12 protein-coding genes are annotated in these 19,804 nt (G+C 53.9%); 6 read left to right on the top strand and 6 right to left on the bottom strand.

The genetic code is table 11. The features are described 5' to 3' along the window. Positions 1–165 precede the first annotated feature (165 nt). On the top strand, positions 166–1,518 hold the full coding sequence (gene glpT, locus VF709_RS03895) for a glycerol-3-phosphate transporter (RefSeq protein WP_013098018.1): 1,353 nt from the start codon (positions 166–168) through the stop codon (positions 1,516–1,518). An 11-nt stretch (positions 1,519–1,529) separates the two neighbouring features. Next, positions 1,530–2,588 (top strand): glycerophosphodiester phosphodiesterase, encoded by a 1,059-nt coding sequence (glpQ, locus tag VF709_RS03890; RefSeq protein WP_149896204.1) that lies wholly within the window; start codon positions 1,530–1,532, stop codon positions 2,586–2,588. A 103-nt stretch (positions 2,589–2,691) separates the two neighbouring features. On the opposite strand, the gene yfaE is transcribed toward glpQ, so the two are convergent. From yfaE to ubiG, 4 genes are all read right to left on the bottom strand, one after another. Continuing rightward, entirely contained in the window at positions 2,692–2,946 is a 255-nt protein-coding gene (yfaE, locus tag VF709_RS03885) for a class I ribonucleotide reductase maintenance protein YfaE (RefSeq protein WP_014832737.1), read from the bottom strand. Beyond that, complete coding sequence (gene nrdB, locus VF709_RS03880; protein ID WP_013098012.1) at positions 2,946–4,076, bottom strand: class Ia ribonucleoside-diphosphate reductase subunit beta; 1,131 nt, start codon at positions 4,074–4,076, stop codon at positions 2,946–2,948. Before nrdB ends, yfaE begins: the two co-directional genes overlap by 1 nt. A 107-nt stretch (positions 4,077–4,183) precedes the next feature. Further along, positions 4,184–6,469, bottom strand: coding sequence for a class 1a ribonucleoside-diphosphate reductase subunit alpha (gene nrdA, locus VF709_RS03875; RefSeq protein WP_020690664.1), 2,286 nt, complete (start codon positions 6,467–6,469; stop codon positions 4,184–4,186). A gap of 348 nt (positions 6,470–6,817) precedes the next feature. Further along, positions 6,818–7,546, bottom strand: coding sequence for a bifunctional 2-polyprenyl-6-hydroxyphenol methylase/3-demethylubiquinol 3-O-methyltransferase UbiG (gene ubiG, locus VF709_RS03870; protein WP_020690665.1), 729 nt, complete (start codon positions 7,544–7,546; stop codon positions 6,818–6,820). A gap of 146 nt (positions 7,547–7,692) precedes the next feature. On the opposite strand from ubiG, the gene gyrA reads away from it, so the two are divergent. Together gyrA and rcsC are read left to right on the top strand one after the other, a co-directional pair. Further along, entirely contained in the window at positions 7,693–10,329 is a 2,637-nt protein-coding gene (gyrA, locus tag VF709_RS03865; protein ID WP_013098009.1) for a DNA topoisomerase (ATP-hydrolyzing) subunit A, read from the top strand. Positions 10,330–10,464: 135 nt separating this feature from the next. Continuing rightward, positions 10,465–13,311, top strand: coding sequence for a two-component system sensor histidine kinase RcsC (gene rcsC, locus VF709_RS03860; RefSeq protein ID WP_020690666.1), 2,847 nt, complete (start codon positions 10,465–10,467; stop codon positions 13,309–13,311). A gap of 88 nt (positions 13,312–13,399) precedes the next feature. Here rcsC and rcsB read toward each other — a convergent pair whose 3' ends face one another. Together rcsB and rcsD are read right to left on the bottom strand one after the other, a co-directional pair. Continuing rightward, positions 13,400–14,050 (bottom strand): response regulator transcription factor RcsB, encoded by a 651-nt coding sequence (gene rcsB, locus VF709_RS03855; protein WP_003859405.1) that lies wholly within the window; start codon positions 14,048–14,050, stop codon positions 13,400–13,402. A gap of 16 nt (positions 14,051–14,066) precedes the next feature. Beyond that, a complete protein-coding gene (rcsD, locus tag VF709_RS03850) occupies positions 14,067–16,739 on the bottom strand; it encodes a phosphotransferase RcsD (RefSeq protein ID WP_440230923.1) in 2,673 nt (890 codons plus the stop codon). A gap of 740 nt (positions 16,740–17,479) precedes the next feature. Here rcsD and VF709_RS03845 point away from each other — a divergent pair. Both VF709_RS03845 and apbE read left to right on the top strand, forming a co-directional pair. Continuing rightward, entirely contained in the window at positions 17,480–18,568 is a 1,089-nt protein-coding gene (locus tag VF709_RS03845) for a porin OmpC (RefSeq protein ID WP_038420237.1), read from the top strand. 115 nt (positions 18,569–18,683) lie between these two features. Beyond that, a complete protein-coding gene (gene apbE, locus VF709_RS03840) occupies positions 18,684–19,739 on the top strand; it encodes an FAD:protein FMN transferase ApbE (protein WP_013098005.1) in 1,056 nt (351 codons plus the stop codon). Positions 19,740–19,804: the final 65 nt, after the last annotated feature.

Genomic DNA, 19,804 nt, shown 5'->3' with positions numbered 1-19,804 from the left:
TGAAACGTGATTCCATGCGCTTTTTTGCGCATGTTGTCATATTTCTGTAACAATTTGTGCGTTGATTCACAGTAACAATCACCGTGATTTCTTAACATCCCCGCCTTGCTGGAGTTTGGGGCAGTTAAACCCCTGTAAATTCAATATATGGCCACGGAGGCTGTCATGCTCAGTATCTTTAAACCTGCGCCGCACCGGGCGCGTCTGCCTGAGGCAGAAATAGATCCGCTTTACCGCCGCCTGCGCTGGCAAATCTTCCTGGGGATCTTCTTCGGGTATGCGGCGTATTACCTTGTGCGTAAAAACTTTGCCCTCGCCATGCCTTATCTGGTTGAGCAGGGCTTTTCGCGTGGCGATCTCGGGTTCGCGCTGTCGGGGATCTCCATCGCCTACGGCTTTTCGAAATTCATCATGGGATCGGTGTCGGATCGCTCGAATCCGCGCGTGTTCCTGCCAGCCGGTCTGATCCTGGCGGCGGCGGTGATGCTGTTTATGGGCTTTGTGCCATGGGCAACGTCCAGCATCGCTATTATGTTTGTGCTGCTGTTCCTGTGCGGCTGGTTCCAGGGGATGGGATGGCCGCCATGCGGGCGTACCATGGTGCACTGGTGGTCGCAAAAGGAGCGTGGTGGCATCGTGTCGGTGTGGAACTGCGCGCATAACGTGGGTGGCGGCATTCCGCCTCTGCTGTTCCTGCTGGGGATGGCCTGGTTCAACGATTGGCACGCTGCGCTCTATATGCCTGCCTTTGGCGCCATTCTGGTGGCGATTATCGCCTTTGCGCTGATGCGCGATACACCGCAGTCCTGCGGCCTGCCGCCGATTGAGGAGTACAAAAACGACTATCCGGATGATTACAGCGAGAAGCACGAAGAAGAGCTGACGGCAAAGCAGATCTTCATGAAGTACGTGTTGCCGAACAAACTGCTGTGGTACATCGCGGTTGCGAACGTGTTTGTTTACCTGCTGCGTTACGGCATCCTCGACTGGTCACCGACCTACCTGAAAGAGGTGAAGCATTTCGCGCTGGATAAATCCTCCTGGGCCTACTTCCTGTACGAATACGCGGGGATCCCGGGGACGCTGATTTGCGGCTGGATGTCGGACAAAGTATTTAAGGGCAACCGTGGCGCAACGGGCGTCTTCTTTATGACGCTCGTGACCATTGCCACCGTCGTCTACTGGCTCAACCCGCCGGGTAACCCGGGCGTGGATATGACCTGTATGATCGTCATCGGCTTCCTGATTTATGGTCCTGTTATGTTGATCGGTCTGCATGCGCTGGAACTGGCACCGAAAAAAGCAGCCGGTACGGCGGCAGGCTTTACCGGTCTGTTTGGCTACCTGGGCGGTTCGGTCGCGGCGAGCGCCATCGTGGGCTATACCGTTGACTTCTTCGGCTGGGACGGCGGCTTTATGGTGATGATCGGCGGCAGCGTGCTGGCGGTACTGCTGCTGATTGTTGTGATGATTGGTGAAAAACGTCACCACGCGGACGTGCTGGCGCGTCGTCAATAAGGAGCATTGCCATGAAATTAACTCAATTAGCGACCGGTCTGCTGCTGGCGGGCCTGATGACCGGCTCCGCGCTGGCGGCGGATAAAATCGTTATTGCCCATCGCGGCGCAAGCGGCTATCTGCCGGAGCATACGCTGCCGGCGAAAGCGATGGCCTACGCGCAGGGGGCCGATTATCTTGAGCAGGATCTGGTGATGACAAAGGACGACCAGCTGGTCGTCCTGCATGACCACTATCTTGATCGCGTGACCGATGTGGCGGAGCGTTTCCCGGACCGTGCCCGTAAAGATGGTCGTTTTTACGCCATCGATTTTACTCTGGATGAAATCCGCTCTCTGAAGTTTACCGAAGGCTTCGAGATTGAAAACGGCAAGAAGGTGCAGGTTTATCCGGGACGTTTCCCAATGGGCAAATCTGACTTCCGTATCCATACCTTCCAGGAAGAGATTGAGTTTGTTCAGGGGCTGAACCACTCGACAGGCAAAAATATCGGTATCTATCCGGAAATTAAAGCCCCGTGGTTCCATCACCAGGAAGGGAAGGATATTGCCGCGAAGACGCTGGAGGTGCTGAAGCAATACGGCTACACCAGCAAGAAGGACAAAGTTTATCTCCAGTGTTTTGACGCCGCAGAACTGAAGCGCATCAAAACCGAGCTGGAGCCTAAGATGGGGATGGATCTCAATCTGGTCCAGCTGATTGCCTATACCGACTGGAACGAAACCCAGGAGAAGCAGGCAGACGGCAAGTGGGTAAACTATAACTACGACTGGATGTTCAAACCGGGCGCCATGAAGCAGATCGCGCAGTACGCCGACGGGATCGGGCCGGATTACCACATGCTGGTGGCGGAAGGTTCAATCCCGGGCCACGTGAAGCTGACGGCTATGGTAAAAGAGGCACACGCCAGCAAGATGCAGGTGCATCCGTATACGGTGCGTGCTGACCAGTTACCGCCGTACGCCACGGACGTGAATCAGCTTTACGAGGTGTTGTATAAGCAGGCGGACGTAGACGGGTTGTTTACGGATTTCCCGGATAAAGCAGTCGAATTCATTCACCGGAAGTAGGTTTTGTAGGTCGGGTAAGGCGAAGCCGCCACCCGACAATCAGGCTCTGCGGCCTGATGCCCTCACCCTAACCCTCTCCCACCGGGAGAGGGAACCAGGGCAATCACATCTCGATTTCAATATCACCTTTTGCCCGGCAGCAGCAGGGCAAAATTTCCCCTTCATTGATAAAGGCCAGCGGTTCGGTCAGCCAGTCCACCTGGCCGGTGACCAGGCGGCAGCGGCAGGAGCCGCAATAGCCTTCACGACACTGATACTCTACCGTCACCTGATTCGCCTCAAGGGCTGCCAGCAGGGAAGGGTGCTCTTCCTGGCACAGCACTTCTGTGCCCGAAAGACTCAGCGTTACGCGCGTCATCAGAGCTGGAAATTGCTCAGGTCGTCAGTGTTGACTTCAGAATCAATCTGACCGACCAGGTAAGAACTCACTTCCACTTCCTGTGGCGCCACCTGCACGTTATCGGACACCAGCCAAGTGTTGATCCACGGGATCGGGTTGGAACGCGTCTGGAATGGCAGATCGAGACCGACCGCCTGCATACGGATGTTGGTGATGTACTCAACGTACTGGCACAGAATGTCTTTGTTCAGGCCAATCATGGAGCCGTCGCGGAACAGGTAGTCTGCCCACTCTTTCTCCTGCTGTGCGGCCAGCACGAACAGGTCGTAGCACTCCTGCTTGCACTCTTCAGCGATTTCCGCCATCTCCGGGTCGTCTGCACCGCTGCGCAACAGGTTCAGCATGTGCTGGGTGCCGGTCAGGTGCAGGGCTTCGTCACGGGCGATTAGACGGATGATTTTGGCGTTACCTTCCATCAGCTTGCGCTCGGCAAACGCAAAGGAGCAGGCAAAGCTCACGTAGAAGCGGATGGCTTCCAGGGCGTTAACGCTCATCAGGCACAGGTACAGCTGCTTTTTCAGCGCGCGCAGGTTCACGGTGACGGTTTTGCCGTTCACGTTGTGGGTCCCTTCGCCCAGCAGGTGCCAGTAGCTGGTCATCTCGATCAGCTCGTCGTAGTAGTGGGCAATCCCTTCCGCGCGTTTCTGAATCTGCTCGTTGGTGACGATATCGTCAAACACCACCGCCGGATCGTTAACGATGTTGCGGATAATGTGGGTGTAAGAGCGGGAGTGGATCGTCTCCGAGAACGCCCAGGTTTCCACCCAGGTTTCCAGTTCCGGAATGGAGATCAGCGGCAGCAGGGCAACGTTCGGGCTGCGGCCCTGAATGGAGTCCAGCAGCGTCTGGTACTTCAGGTTGCTGATGAAAATGTGTTTTTCATGCTCCGGCAAGGCCTGGAAATCGATACGATCGCGGGAAACGTCCACTTCTTCCGGACGCCAGAAGAAGGAGAGTTGCTTTTCAATCAGCTTTTCGAAGATGTCATATTTTTGCTGATCGTAGCGTGCCACATTGACCGGCTGGCCGAAGAACATCGGCTCTTTGAGCTGGTCGTTTTTCGTCTGTGAAAAGGTGGTATATGCCATGAGTGTGTCCTGTGGTGTTATTTCCCCCTCATCCCGGCCCTCTCCCACAGGGAGAGGGGGAAAGAGTTCCCTCTCCCTGTGGGAGAGGGTTAGGATGAGGGGATTTATTAGATCTTACATGCGCCGCTTTCGCAGCCATCATCCTGAATTGACGGTGCCAGATCGTCCTGCGCGTCTTCTGCACCATCACGGGTGTTGTGATAATACAGGGTTTTCACGCCAAATTTGTACGCGGTGAGCAGGTCTTTCAGCAGTTGCTGCATTGGCACTTTACCAGACGGGAAACGCGTCGGGTCGTAGTTGGTATTGGCAGAGATCGACTGATCGATGAATTTCTGCATGATACCCACCAGCTGCAGATAGCCGTCATTGTTTGGCATTTCCCACAGCAGCTCGTAGTTGTCTTTCAGCAGTTCGTAATCCGGCACCACCTGGCGCAGGATGCCGTCTTTCGACGCTTTAATGCTGACGTGACCGCGCGGCGGCTCGATACCGTTGGTGGCGTTAGAGATCTGCGAAGAGGTCTCAGATGGCATCAGGGCAGAGAGCGTGGAGTTGCGCAGGCCGTGAGTCTTAATGGACTCGCGCAGTGCTTCCCAGTCCAGATGCAGCGGCGCGTTTGCAATCGCATCCAGGTCTTTCTTGTAGGTGTCGATTGGCAGAATGCCTTTCGCATAGGTGGTTTCGTTAAACCACGGGCATGCGCCTTGCTCTTTCGCCAGCTCGTTAGACGCTTTCAACAGGTAATACTGGATCGCTTCGAACGTTTCGTGGGTCAGGTTGTTCGCGCTGCCGTCGGAGTAACGCTTACCGTGTTTCGCCAGCCAGTAGGCGAAGTTGATGACGCCGATACCCAGCGTACGACGGCCCATTGCGCCGCGTTTCGCCGCAGGGATTGGGTAATCCTGGTAGTCCAGCAGGGCGTCGAGCGCACGGACGGCCAGCACTGCCAGCTCTTCCAGCTCGTCCAGGCTCTTAATCGCGCCCAGGTTGAACGCAGACAGCGTACACAGCGCAATTTCGCCGTTTTCGTCGTTCACGTCTTCCAGCGGTTTGGTCGGCAGGGCGATCTCCAGGCACAGGTTAGACTGGCGCACTGGCGCAACAACCGGATCAAACGGGCTGTGGGTGTTGCAGTGGTCAACGTTCTGGATGTAGATACGGCCGGTAGAGGCACGTTCCTGCATCATCAGGGAGAACAGATCGACCGCCTTCACGCGCTGTTTACGGATGCTGTCGTCTTTTTCGTATTTGGTGTACAGACGTTCAAACTCGTCCTGATCGGCGAAGAACGCGTCATACAGACCCGGGACATCGGACGGGCTGAACAGGGTAATGTCTTCGCCTTTCAGCAGACGGGTGTACATCAGTTTGTTGATCTGTACGCCGTAGTCCATGTGACGCACGCGGTTACCTTCAACCCCACGGTTGTTTTTCAGTACCAGCAGGCTTTCGACTTCCAGGTGCCACATTGGGTAGAACAGGGTTGCCGCACCACCGCGCACGCCGCCCTGAGAGCAGGATTTTACTGCCGTCTGGAAGTGCTTGTAGAACGGGATACAACCGGTATGGAAGGCTTCACCGCCGCGAATTGGGCTGCCCAGGGCACGAATGCGACCGGCGTTGATACCGATACCGGCACGCTGGGAGACGTATTTGACAATCGCGCTGGAGGTCGCGTTGATGGAATCCAGGCTGTCACCGCACTCGATCAGTACGCAGGAGCTGAACTGACGGGTTGGGGTACGCACGCCAGACATAATCGGCGTCGGCAGAGAAATCTTGAACGTAGAGACCGCATCATAGAAACGCTTAACGTATTCCAGACGGGTGTCACGCGGGTAGTTTGAGAACAGGCAGGCGGCCACCAGAATATAGAGGAACTGGGCGCTCTCGTAGATTTCGCCCGTGACACGGTTCTGGACCAGGTATTTGCCTTCGAGCTGTTTCACCGCTGCGTAGGAGAAGTTCATATCACGCCAGTGGTCGATAAACCCGTTCATCTGCTCGAACTCTTCTTCCGTATAGTCTTCCAGCAGATGCGTGTCGTATTTACCCAGCTCAACCATTTTCACCACGTGGTCGTAAAGCGCAGGCGGCTCGAACTGGCCGTAGGCTTTTTTACGCAGGTGGAAAATCGCCAGACGTGCAGCGAGGTACTGATAATCCGGCGCTTCGCGGGAGATCAGATCCGCCGCCGCTTTGATGATGGTTTCGTGGATATCAGACGTTTTGATGCCGTCGTAGAACTGAATATGGGAACGCAGTTCAACCTGGGAGATAGATACGTTGTTCAGGCCTTCTGCTGCCCAGTCGAGAACTCGATGGATTTTGTCCAGATTGATACGCTCGGTAGTACCGTCGCGCTTTGTCACCAGCAGACTCTGATTCATGTGGGTTTTACCTGTCCGTGAAATAAAAAAATATCCCCCGTTTATCCACAGATCCGCCTTGTGACTAACTCTGTGGATAAATACTACATATAGGGGGTTTGCGATAAGAGAAACGCTATATGGTGAGTATTCTAGTAAGGATTCTTTTCAGTACAAGGGTTGATTTTGACGTTAAATTGAGGTTGTGAAAGGGTAAAAAAGGCTAAGTCCTCATGCTGTAAGGCCTGGAAGAGATGTCAATAATTAAGAAAAAAAATTCAAAATTTGATCGAGTGCTGATTTCTTCAACGGGAGGTCAGAATTGCGCAACATGATGTCGCGCAATCTTTATAAGAATAATGGATGACGTTAGTCGTTTTTGGCGGTGGTGTGCAACATATAGTTAACATCCACGCCCGGGGCGAGTTTGAATTTATCGGTCAGCGGATTGTAGTGCAGACCGGTGATGTGCTGCTCCTTGAGCCACGTCTGGTCAACCCAGCCCAGTAACTCGGCAGGCTTGATGAATTTCTTCACGTCGTGTGTGCCTTTGGGCACCATGCGCAGTACATACTCTGCGCCGACGACGGCCATCAGCCAGGCTTTGCCGTTACGGTTGATGGTCGAGAAGAAGACCTGGCCGCCCGGTTTCACCAGTTTTGCGCAGGCGTTGACGACGGACTGCGGGTCGGGAACGTGCTCCAGCATCTCCATGCAGGTGACCACGTCGTACTGGTGCGCATGTTTTGCCGCGTGTTCCTCAACGGTTTCCTGCACGTACTCCACCTGAATCCCGGACTCCAGGGCATGCAGACGGGCAACCTGCAACGGTTCAAAACCCATATCCAGGCCGGTGACAGTGGCCCCTTCGCGCGCCATGCTCTCTGCCAGGATGCCGCCGCCGCAGCCGACGTCGAGCACTTTTTTACCGAACAGACCGCCGGAACGCTCCGCGATATAGCCCAGACGCAGCGGGTTGATGCGATGCAGAGGTTTGAACTCACCTTCGAGATCCCACCAGCGGGACGCCACCGCTTCAAATTTGGCAATCTCTTCGTGGTCTACGTTGTGAGCCACCGGGGATTTTTCGGCATTCATGGGCGCTTTTACTCCTTATTTAGCAAGACGAATGAGTATATCAGGCAATCCCTGTGAATAAAGCGTATAGGTTTACCTGTATCACCGTGGCTGTGTTATAATTTGCGACCTTTGAATCCGGGATACAGTAGAGGGATAGCGGTTAGATGAGCGACCTTGCGAGAGAAATTACACCGGTTAACATCGAGGAAGAGCTGAAGAGCTCCTATCTGGACTATGCGATGTCGGTCATTGTTGGCCGTGCGCTGCCGGACGTCCGCGATGGCCTGAAGCCGGTACACCGTCGCGTACTATACGCCATGAACGTATTGGGCAATGACTGGAATAAAGCCTACAAAAAATCTGCCCGTGTCGTTGGTGACGTAATCGGTAAATACCATCCCCATGGTGATTCCGCGGTGTACGACACCATCGTTCGTATGGCGCAGCCTTTCTCGCTGCGTTACATGCTGGTAGATGGTCAGGGTAACTTTGGTTCTATCGACGGCGACTCCGCCGCGGCAATGCGTTATACGGAAATCCGTCTGGCGAAAATTGCCCATGAGCTGATGGCCGACCTGGAAAAAGAGACGGTTGATTTCGTTGATAACTACGACGGCACGGAAAAAATTCCTGACGTCATGCCAACGAAGATCCCTAACCTGCTGGTGAACGGTTCGTCCGGTATCGCCGTAGGGATGGCGACCAACATTCCGCCGCACAACATCACCGAAGTGATCAACGGCTGCCTGGCCTATATCGACGATGAAGACATCAGCATTGAAGGGCTGATGGAACACATCCCGGGCCCGGACTTCCCGACGGCGGCCATCATCAACGGTCGTCGTGGTATTGAAGAAGCGTACCGCACCGGTCGCGGCAAGATTTACATCCGTGCCCGCGCCGAAGTGGAAGCAGATGCCAAAACCGGCCGTGAAACCATCATTGTTCACGAGATCCCGTATCAGGTGAACAAAGCGCGACTGATTGAAAAAATCGCCGAGCTGGTAAAAGAAAAACGTGTTGAAGGCATCAGCGCGCTGCGTGACGAGTCTGATAAAGACGGTATGCGCATCGTGATTGAAATCAAACGCGACGCGGTGGGCGAGGTTGTGCTGAACAACCTGTACTCTCAGACCCAGCTGCAAGTCTCCTTCGGTATCAACATGGTTGCACTGCACCATGGTCAGCCGAAGATCATGAACCTGAAAGAGATCCTGAGCGCGTTTGTCCGTCACCGCCGCGAAGTGGTGACCCGTCGTACTATTTTCGAACTGCGTAAAGCGCGTGACCGTGCCCACATCCTTGAGGCACTGGCCGTGGCGCTGGCCAACATCGACCCGATCATTGAACTGATCCGTCGCGCGCCAACCCCGGCGGAAGCGAAAACCGCGCTGATTTCCCGTCCGTGGGATCTGGGCAACGTTGCGGCAATGCTGGAGCGTGCCGGTGATGACGCCGCGCGTCCTGAGTGGCTGGAACCTGAATTCGGCGTGCGTGATGGTCAGTACTACCTGACTGAACAGCAAGCCCAGGCGATTCTGGATCTGCGTCTGCAGAAACTGACCGGCCTTGAGCATGAAAAACTGCTCGACGAATATAAAGAGCTGCTGGAGCAGATCGCTGAACTGCTGCACATCCTGGGCAGCGCAGAGCGCCTGATGGAAGTGATCCGCGAAGAGCTGGAGCTGATCCGCGATCAGTTCGGCGATGAGCGTCGCACCGAAATCACCGCCAACTCCGCAGATATCAACATCGAAGACCTGATCAACCAGGAAGACGTTGTTGTGACCCTGTCTCACCAGGGCTACGTGAAGTATCAGCCGTTAACTGACTACGAAGCACAGCGTCGTGGTGGTAAAGGCAAATCTGCGGCACGTATTAAAGAAGAAGACTTTATCGACCGTCTGCTGGTGGCGAACACCCATGACACCATCCTCTGCTTCTCCAGCCGGGGTCGTCTGTACTGGATGAAGGTCTACCAGCTGCCGGAAGCGAGCCGTGGTGCACGTGGTCGTCCGATCGTTAACCTGCTGCCGCTGGAAGCGAACGAACGTATCACCGCCATTCTGCCGGTACGCGAGTACGAAGAGGGCGTGAACGTCTTTATGGCGACTGCCAGCGGTACCGTGAAGAAAACCGCGCTGACCGAGTTCAGCCGTCCACGTTCTGCCGGTATCATCGCGGTGAACCTGAACGAAGGCGATGAGCTGATTGGCGTCGATCTGACTTCAGGCAAAGATGAAGTCATGCTCTTCTCCGCAGCCGGTAAAGTGGTGCGCTTCAAAGAAGACGCCGTCCGTGCAATGGGTCGTACCGCAACGGGCGTTCGCGGTATCAAACTGGCGGGCGAAGACAGCGTCGTTTCTCTGATTATTCCGCGCGGGGAAGGGGCTATCCTGACCGTGACGCAGAATGGTTACGGTAAACGTACCGCGGAAGGGGAATACCCAACCAAGTCGCGTGGCACGCAGGGCGTTATCTCTATCAAGGTGACCGAGCGCAACGGTTCCGTTGTGGGCGCGGTGCAGGTAGACGATGCCGACCAGATCATGATGATCACCGATGCCGGTACGCTGGTGCGTACCCGCGTGTCGGAGATTAGCGTGGTGGGTCGTAATACCCAGGGCGTTATCCTCATCCGTACGGCGGAAGATGAAAACGTGGTGGGTCTGCAACGTGTTGCTGAGCCAGTGGACGACGAAGAGCTCGACTCCATCGACGGTAGCGTCGCGGAAGGTGATGATGATATCGCACCGGAAGTGGACACCGACGATGATGCAGCGGATGATGCTGACGAGTAATGTCTCCTGACGCATAAAGGGCCGGATTCCGGCCCTTTTCTTTTGTAGATGCAGACAAGTCAACGTTGCGACAAGCCGCGTTTACCGCTACCTTAACCACATTCTTTTTGACCCCGACGGCGGAGCCTCGCCCCTTTGAAATACCTCGTCTCCTTTCGAACCACGCTGAAAGTCTCTCGCTATCTGTTTCGGGCGCTGGCGCTCTTGCTTTGGTTACTGGTGGCCTTGTCCTCGGTGTTTTACATCGTCAACGCGCTGCACCAGAAAGAAGCGGAGATCCGTCAGGAATTTAACCTAAGTTCCGATCAGGCCCAGCGCTATATTCAGCGCACCTCCGACGTGATGAAGGAGCTGAAGTACATTGCCGAAAATCGCCTGACGGCGGAAAACGGTATTCTTGCCATCCGCGGCCGTAATGACAAAACCGAAGTACCGGATTTCGAGCCGCTGTTCCCGGATTCCGACTGCTCCGCCATGAGCAACACCTGGCGCGGTTCCCTGGAATCGCTCTCCTGGTTTATGCGCTACTGGCGCGACAACTTCTCCGCCGCCTATGACCTGAACCGCGTATTCCTGATTGGCAGTGAAAACCTCTGCATGGCCGACTTTGGCCTTCGCGATGTGCCCGTCGAACGTGATGATGCGCTGAAAAGCCTGCATGAACGCATTTTGAAATACCGCAATGCGCCGCAGGACGAGCGCGGGAATAACATCTTCTGGATAAGCCAGGGGCCGCGCATGGGCGTGGGCTATTTCTATGCGCTGACGCCGGTTTATCTGGGCAATCGCCTGCAGGCGCTGCTGGGCATTGAACAGACCATCCGCATGGAAAACTTCTTCACGCCGGGCAGTCTGCCGATGGGAGTGACCATTCTGGATGAGAACGGCCATCCCCTGATTTCACTCACCGGGCCGGATAATCGCCTGAACGTCGATCCGCACTGGATGCAGGAGCGTTCGTGGTTTGGCTATACCTCAGGATTCCGTGAGCTGGTGCTGAAGAAAAGCTTACCGCCATCGTCGCTGAGTATCGTCTATTCCCTGCCTGTGGATATGGTGCTTGAGCGGATCCGTATTCTTATCATGAATGCCATCCTGCTGAACGTGCTGGCCGGTGGCGCGCTGTTTACCCTGGCGCGGATGTATGAGCGGAAGATTTTTATCCCCGCTGAAAGCGATGCCCAGCGTCTGGAGGAACACGAGCAGTTTAACCGTAAGATTGTTGCCTCCGCACCGGTGGGGATCTGTATCCTGCGCACCCAGGACGGCACCAATATCCTCAGTAATGAACTGGCGCATAACTACCTGAACATGCTGACGCACGAGGACCGGCAAAGGCTGACGCAAATTATCTGTGGTCAGCAGGTGAATTTTGTCGACGTGCTGACGAGCACCCACACTAACTTACAGATAAGCTTCGTGCATTCGCGCTATCGCAATGAAAACGTGGCGATTTGCGTGCTGGTGGATGTCTCCGCACGTGTGAAGATGGAAGAGTCTTTGCAGGAGATGGCCCAGGCGGCAGAGCAGGCCAGCCAGTCGAAATCCATGTTCCTTGCCACCGTCAGTCACGAACTGCGTACGCCGCTGTACGGGATTATCGGCAACCTCGATCTGCTGCAAACCAAAGAGCTGCCGAAAGGCGTTGATCGCCTGGTGACGGCGATGAACAACTCCTCAAGCCTGCTGCTGAAAATCATCAGCGACATTCTCGATTTCTCGAAAATTGAGTCCGAGCAGCTGAAAATTGAACCGCGAGAGTTCTCTCCGCGCGAGGTGATGAACCACATCAGCGCCAACTATCTGCCGCTGGTGGTACGTAAACAGCTGGGTCTCTATTGCTTTATTGAGCCAGACGTACCGCTGACGCTGCATGGCGATCCTATGCGTCTGCAGCAGGTCATTTCGAACCTGCTCAGTAACGCCATCAAGTTCACCGACATCGGCTGTATCGTGTTGCATGTGTGCCGGGCAGGGGACTACCTGAGCATTCGCGTGCGGGATACCGGTGTTGGGATCCCGGCGAAGGAAGTGGTTCGTCTGTTTGACCCGTTCTTCCAGGTTGGTACCGGCGTGCAGCGTAACTTCCAGGGGACCGGACTGGGGCTGGCAATTTGTGAGAAGCTCGTCAGCATGATGGACGGCGATATCTCGGTGGATACCGAACCCGGCATGGGCAGCCAGTTCACCATTCGTATTCCGCTCTATTCTGCGCAGTATCCGGCGAAAACGACGGTTGACGGCCTGAGCGATAAGCGCTGCTGGCTGGCGGTGCACAACGCCTCGCTGAATGATTATCTGACGGCACTGCTGAACCACAGCGGCGTGCGGGTTTCCCGTTATGAAGGCCAGACGCCGGACGTGGACGATGTATTGATCACCGATGACACGCTGGCGCAACCGTGGCAGGGAAGGGGCGTGGTGATGTTCTGTCGTCGCCACATCGGTATTCCGGTTGAGCGTGCGCCGGGCGAGTGGGTTCATAGTGTGGCGACGCCACATGAGCTGTTGGGGCTGCTGGCGCGCATCTACAGCGTGCAGCTCGAAGAGAACGATGGCGCGGCGACCCTGCCGTCACCGGAATCGCTGGCGTCAGTAAACGACGATATGATGATTCTGGTCGTGGATGACCATCCGATTAACCGTCGCCTGCTGGCTGACCAGCTGGGCTCGCTGGGTTATCAATGTAAAACCGCTAATGACGGCGTGGATGCGCTGAATGTGCTGAGTAAAAACCATATTGATATCGTTCTCAGCGACGTGAATATGCCCAATATGGACGGCTATCGTCTGACGCAGCGTATCCGCCAGCTTGGTCTGACGTTGCCGGTGGTTGGCGTCACGGCGAATGCGCTGGCGGAAGAGAAACAGCGCTGCCTGGAGTCAGGAATGGACAGCTGTCTGTCGAAACCGGTTACGCTGGACGTACTGAAGCAGACATTGTCGATTTACGCGGATCGGGTGAGAAAAACGCGGACATAAAAAAGGCCCGTAAGGGCCTTTTACTTTTCACCCTCTCCCCGTGGGAGAGGGACAGGATGAGGGCATCAGGACGCACACCCGTTCTGGATCAATCCTTATCCGTCGCGCTCAGCGTCACGGAGGAGAGATAGTTCAGCAGCGCGATATCGTTGTCCACGCCCAGTTTCATCATGGCTGATTTCTTCTGGCTACTGATGGTTTTAATACTGCGGTTCAGCTTCTTGGCAATCTCGGTCACGAGGAAACCTTCAGCGAACAGACGCAGAACTTCGCTCTCTTTTGGCGACAGGCGTTTGTCACCGTAGCCACCTGCACTGATTTTTTCCAGCAGACGAGAGACGCTCTCAGGGGTGAACTTTTTGCCTTTCTGCAGCGCAGCCAGCGCTTTAGGCAGGTCAGTTGGTGCGCCCTGTTTCAGTACAATCCCTTCGATATCCAGATCCAGCACGGCGCTCAGAATCGCCGGGTTGTTATTCATGGTCAGAACAATGATCGAGATGTCCGGGAAGTGACGTTTAATATATTTGATGAGCGTGATCCCATCACCGTATTTGTCTCCAGGCATGGAGAGATCGGTAATGAGCACGTGTGCATCAAGTTTTGGGAGGTTATTGATCAGTGCTGTAGAGTCTTCAAATTCACCGACTACATTCACCCACTCGATCTGTTCAAGTGATTTGCGAATACCGAACAGTACAATCGGATGGTCATCGGCAATAATTACGTTCATATTGTTCATGTATTAGGCTACCTTGCTACAGCAAGCTTTTGACGTAGGCGTCAATGTCGCTGATGTATTTTTCAATGCCAGAGGCATCTTTCTCACGAATTAGATGTTCCAGCGTTTCACATAACTGCTTGCCGGGAACCAGATTAAGCATGGCAAACACCCCTTTAAGCCGGTGTGCTGTCTGCGCCAGCGCTGCAAAATCATTCGCAGCGGACTCAGTATACAACCGCTTAACATCATCTGGTACTGTATCAACAAAGAGTGAATAATATCCGCTGGCGTGAAGCTCGGCATTTTCATTGCCGCCTAACGGGGATTCCGCTATCTCTTCCTGCGCCAGTTGCTCTTCTATTAGTTGTAGTACAGCTTCCTGCATCGCATTGCTTATATTAAAGTTGACGCGCAGCTGGCCTGGGCCGATTTTTCGCACGCCTGGCTCATCATCGCTTAAAAGCAAGCCGGAGGCAGTAAGATTAGACGGATTATCAGTTAAAAACAGATCAAATTCTTGACTTGAGAGTCTTTCATCCGGCGTGATGCAGGCCGCACCCCAGTTTTCCAGCAGGCGTACCACGATATTGCGGATCTCGTTCGAGGTCACATCCACCATCACAACCACATCGTCCAGCAGGCGTTCTTCATCTTCTTCCTGAGGATTGGCGGCCATTTTTACGTGCAGCGAATAACGGGTGCCAAGCGATTCACGGGCTTTAATGTTCAGATGGCCGCCAAGCTTACGCGCCAGCTGATCGCACAGCCAGAAGGTCAGGGCATTGGCCTTACCGTAGCGATCGCTTTGGGTATCGTTCAGGAACGGGAAGTGCAGATTATCAATCTCACTGGTTGTTACGCCTTCACCGGTATCGAGGATACGGAACGTCAGACGATCCTCCGCGGACTCGTCGGTATTGACCTCAAGCGTGATTTTGCCAATTTGCGTGGTGGTGACGGCGTACTGAATAATCATCAGCAGAATTCGACGCAGCGCCTCACGATCGCCGTGACGTTCGTCGTTGGCCGGCAGATGGTTATTAATCAGCAGCTGCAGACCTTTGCGCTTAATCACCGGCAGAACTTCCGGCACCACTTCGTCAATCAGATCCTGAATCGAGAAGAGGGTCGGCGTGCCTTTCCAGAAGTCGTTCTCAAGCATGTTCGCGAGCTGGATCTCATCCACCATCCGCACCAGCGAATCCGCCTGGCTTGCCAGCTGTTGACTTCCAGGCGTGCTCAACGCCGCTGCCTGCGTCGCCAGCGTTCTTAACGGCTGCTTGAAGGCATCACCAATATTTTGCATAAACGCGGCGCGACCCTGCTGATTTTTCTCATACAGTCTTTGCGCCTGCTTCAGTTTTTTGTTCACCAGCACTTCGCGATCCTGATCGCGAATAATGAAGATCTGCGTGCGGGAGGCGACCTGGCTGCGGAACTGACGGATCTCATACAGTTCATTATTGATGGTGGCCTGGATCACCCCCTGATGCTGATCCGCCATGGTGGTGATGTTCTGCAGGTTAAGATGCGGCAGCAGATGGTCGGCAATTTTATTGCTCATCACCGTGCGGTTGGCTTCCTGGTCGTGAACCAGCACACCCAGCGGCAGTACTGAGATGATTTCTTCATTCAGGGCACGTAATACGCGCAATTCATTACTGGTTCTGGCCGGGACCGTTGAGGCATCGCTCTGACGCCCGGGCTGGAAACGGAACGTACTGTAGCCAAACAGCGCCAGCGCCAGTAGTCCAATATTCAGCAGCAGCGGTAACAGGATATTTTGCAGGGTATCGAGCAGCAGCGTGCCAAACGGCACCTGCCACACCAGGCGCATACCGGTTGAGTTCAGCGAAGAGGCAATTTCAATCTTCGAGCCGTTAAAGGAGATAGAAACGCTTTCTGCGGCCTCTTTATCCGAGGCAGCACGCATGTTCTGGGTACTGCTGTCCGGCTCCAGACGGAAGCTGTCGAGCGGCATATCCGGCGGGATCAGATCGTTAATTGGCAGATCGAACGCCACAACCGTCGCCAGATGTCCTGGCTGGTTAAAGGTGGTGCGCAGGGTAAAGTAATGGCCATTTTGCCAGGCCAGACGGCGCAGGGAAGAGAAACTTTCGCGTTCATCAAGGGCGTTCGCCTGTTGCAGCATTTCTGCCCGGCGGGAATCAACAATGCTGCCCACGGTCGTCTCTTTAAAACCCGAGGAGAGATCTTTAAGCGGCAGGGTCGAGATCAGGATCATGCTGTTATCCTGACCGTTCAGATAGTACATCGACCATGGCACCGTCTCGGCACCCCAGAGGGTATCGAGATAGGTCGAAATGCGCTGCGTCATCTCAAGCGTCGCGCTGTCGTGCGAGCCGAAAATAAGCGCTTCCGTTTTACGCTGCGGCTTTTCCAGGTAGTAAACGTCCTGTTTCAGGCGCGTTTCCTGCAGCCCTTCACCTGAGGATGTCGCCGGGGCGGCTGCGATATTGTCGTAAATCTGCCAGGTGGCGTAGCGCCAGGTGTCAATGCGCTTGTGCACGGCATGCGTGATATCAACGACCTGATAGCTCTTATCCTTCAGCCAGGCGTTCACCGCGCTCTGAACCATAACCCCCATCGTGACCAACAGCACAACGATCAAAAGAAGAAAGAAACGGGTGATGCTCCCGGGGAGAAGGGAGAATTTGCTCGGGGCGGTAGTTTCAGTCTGACTCATTGATATGTTTAACCCGTAATGGCCGTGCTTTATGGCGATAGGGCAGTATAAAGGGTAATAACTGAATTTCCAGCCTCATAGCCTTTGAACACGCGACTTTTTCCTCTGTGAGTACTCCTGAATGGTCTGTATTAAATGTGTACATACCCGAGGTGAATGTACAGATTACGCTCGATATCAGACAGAGAATAGCACGAATAAACAAGAAATTATGTTTTGTTGCGTTGCGTTTTATGCGGAAGGGGTTTCAGGCGAATTTAGTTAATAGTCGTTATGATTTCTGTGCGGTAGCACAAAAAAAGAATAATTACGTAAAGAAAGGTAAAAAAAACCGAATGCGAAGCATCCGGTTGAATTAGGGATAAACAGACATTCAAAGCTGAATGACGGTAATAAATAAAGTTAATGATGATAGCGAGAGTTATTTTAGTGATTACGCACGATCTTGTTTTGTCATTCAGTGCTGTAATTTTCTTTATCGCAAGCGATTGATTTATATGAGCATATATTTTCGCTTGATTATGAGTGCTAATTTTCTAAGCGCTTTGTGCTTTGTAAAAGTTCCTTGATGTTTACAAATTGAAACATCTTGATAGTGAAATGAAACATTTTCAAAGTTTTCGTATCATATTCCTGTTGGATTATTCTGTAATTTTGAGGAGAATGAAATTGCCGACTGGTTAAGAGGGTTAACCGGTAAGCAGTGGTAATAATAAGGCATATAACAGAGGGTTAATAAAATGAAAGTTAAAGTACTGTCCCTCCTGGTACCAGCACTGCTGGTAGCAGGCGCAGCAAATGCGGCTGAAATTTATAACAAAGACGGCAACAAATTAGATCTGTACGGCAAAGTCGATGGTCTGCACTATTTCTCTGATGACGACAGTCAGGATGGCGACCAGACCTACATGCGTCTTGGCTTCAAAGGCGAAACTCAGGTTAACGATCAACTGACCGGTTACGGCCAGTGGGAATACCAGATTCAGGGTAACTCTGGTGAGAACGAAAACAACTCCTGGACTCGTGTGGCGTTCGCCGGTCTGAAATTTGGTGACGCGGGTTCTTTCGACTACGGTCGTAACTACGGTGTTGTTTACGATGTGACTTCCTGGACCGACGTTCTGCCAGAATTTGGCGGCGACACCTACGGTTCTGACAACTTCATGCAGCAGCGTGGTAACGGCTTCGCGACCTACCGTAACAGCGATTTCTTCGGCCTGGTTGATGGCTTGAACTTCGCTGTTCAGTATCAGGGTAAAAACGGTAGCGTGAGTGGTGAAGACCAGACTAACAATGGTCGTAATGAACTGCGTCAGAACGGTGACGGCGTTGGCGGTTCTATCACTTATAACCTGGGCGAAGGCTTCGGTATCGGTACTGCCATCAGCAGCTCTAAACGTACCAACTCTCAGAATGACTACGGCTTAGGTAACGGCGATCGCGCTGAAACCTACACCGGTGGTCTGAAATACGACGCCAACAACATCTATCTGGCTGCTCAGTATACTCAGACCTACAACGCAACTCGCATCGGTGATCAAGGCTGGGCCAACAAAGCACAGAACTTCGAAGTGGTTGCTCAGTACCAGTTCGACTTCGGCCTGCGTCCTTCCGTGGCATACCTGCAGTCCAAAGGTAAGGACATTGAAGGTTACGGCGATCAGGATCTGCTGAAATATGTTGATGTGGGTGCGACTTACTACTTCAACAAAAACATGTCTACCTACGTGGACTACAAAATCAACCTGCTGGATGACAAAGAGTTCACCCGTAACGCAGGTATCAGCACTGACGATATCGTAGCACTGGGTCTGGTTTACCAGTTCTAATCGCTTTTCAGTGTAACAAAGGGGCCGGCTGGCCCCTTTTTATTGCCTTTTTTAAGGCCTTTCAATTCCCGCATTTTGGTGTACTCTTGCCGCCCTGGCATGAGGATAATAATGAATGGACATGACTTTTTTACGCGCCAGCGTCCTGGCAACCTTTTTTTTCCTGACCGCATGTGACTCTTCCACGCCTGTGGCACACACCGACGCGCCAGCGGCGACGGTGCTGGAAGGCAAAACGATGGGGACATTCTGGCGCGTCAGCGTAATGAACCTTGATAAAGCACGCGCAGAAGAACTTCGCGGCAAAATTCAGTCTCAGCTGGATGCCGACGATCAGCTGCTATCCACCTACAAAAACGACTCGGCGCTGATGCGCTTTAACCTCTCTACCAGCACGTCCCTGTGGCCGGTGAGCGAGGAGATGGCCGATATCGTGACCGAATCGATGCGCGTGGGCTATAAAACCCACGGTGCGATGGACGTGACCGTGGGGCCGTTAGTTAACCTCTGGGGATTCGGCCCAAATAAGCAGCCGGTGACCACCCCCGATCAGGCGGCCATTGACGACGCCCGTGCCCGGACAGGGCTTCAGCACCTGACGGTGATCAACCAGTACGGGCAACAGTATCTGCAAAAAGACATCCCCGACCTGTTTGTTGACCTGTCGACAGTCGGGGAAGGTTATGCGGCGGATCATCTGGCCGCACTGATGGCTCAGGAAGGCATCCCGCGTTATCTGGTCTCCGTGGGTGGCGCATTGGTCAGCCGGGGGATGAACGCCAGCGGCAAACCGTGGCGTGTGGCGATTCAAAAACCGACCGACCAGCAAAATGCGGTGCAGGCAATTGTCGATATTAACGGCCATGGCATCAGCACCTCCGGCAGCTACCGTAACTATTACGAGCTCGACGGGAAGCGGATCTCGCATGTTATTGACCCCCAGACCGGGCGACCTATTACGCATAATCTGGTCTCGGTTACGGTGATTGCCCCGACGGCGCTGGAAGCCGATGCCTGGGATACCGGGTTAATGGTGCTCGGTACTGAGAAAGCCAAAGAGGTGGTTCGCCAGCAAGGGCTGGCGGTGTATATGATCACCAAAGAGGCCGACGGCTTTAAGACCTGGAGTTCACCGCAGTTCGACAGCTTCCTGGTGAGCGAAAAGAATTAAAAAGCAAGGTTGCGGGTTTTTGATTGCTGGCGCTCAGGCAAGCTGTAGGTATGCTTGTAAGAGGA

Origin of the sequence: Enterobacter sp. Lyrl_3, assembly GCF_051948675.1 — a bacterium.
Lineage (GTDB): Bacteria > Pseudomonadota > Gammaproteobacteria > Enterobacterales > Enterobacteriaceae > Enterobacter > Enterobacter cloacae.
The sequence above is the reverse complement of the archived record's forward strand: the minus strand, read 5'-3'. Positions and strand labels throughout refer to the sequence as shown.

What these genes read in the sequence shown, in the direction of transcription:
- rcsD (WP_440230923.1), bottom strand. Translation starts at nt 16,739, where the DNA reads ATGAGTCAGACTGAAACTACCGCCCCGAGCAAATTCTCCCTTCTCCCC.
- VF709_RS03845 (WP_038420237.1), top strand. Translation starts at nt 17,480, where the DNA reads ATGAAAGTTAAAGTACTGTCCCTCCTGGTACCAGCACTGCTGGTAGCA.
- nrdB (WP_013098012.1), bottom strand. Translation starts at nt 4,076, where the DNA reads ATGGCATATACCACCTTTTCACAGACGAAAAACGACCAGCTCAAAGAG.
- nrdA (WP_020690664.1), bottom strand. Translation starts at nt 6,469, where the DNA reads ATGAATCAGAGTCTGCTGGTGACAAAGCGCGACGGTACTACCGAGCGT.
- glpT (WP_013098018.1), top strand. Translation starts at nt 166, where the DNA reads ATGCTCAGTATCTTTAAACCTGCGCCGCACCGGGCGCGTCTGCCTGAG.
- ubiG (WP_020690665.1), bottom strand. Translation starts at nt 7,546, where the DNA reads ATGAATGCCGAAAAATCCCCGGTGGCTCACAACGTAGACCACGAAGAG.
- rcsB (WP_003859405.1), bottom strand. Translation starts at nt 14,050, where the DNA reads ATGAACAATATGAACGTAATTATTGCCGATGACCATCCGATTGTACTG.
- apbE (WP_013098005.1), top strand. Translation starts at nt 18,684, where the DNA reads ATGGACATGACTTTTTTACGCGCCAGCGTCCTGGCAACCTTTTTTTTC.
- gyrA (WP_013098009.1), top strand. Translation starts at nt 7,693, where the DNA reads ATGAGCGACCTTGCGAGAGAAATTACACCGGTTAACATCGAGGAAGAG.
- glpQ (WP_149896204.1), top strand. Translation starts at nt 1,530, where the DNA reads ATGAAATTAACTCAATTAGCGACCGGTCTGCTGCTGGCGGGCCTGATG.
- yfaE (WP_014832737.1), bottom strand. Translation starts at nt 2,946, where the DNA reads ATGACGCGCGTAACGCTGAGTCTTTCGGGCACAGAAGTGCTGTGCCAG.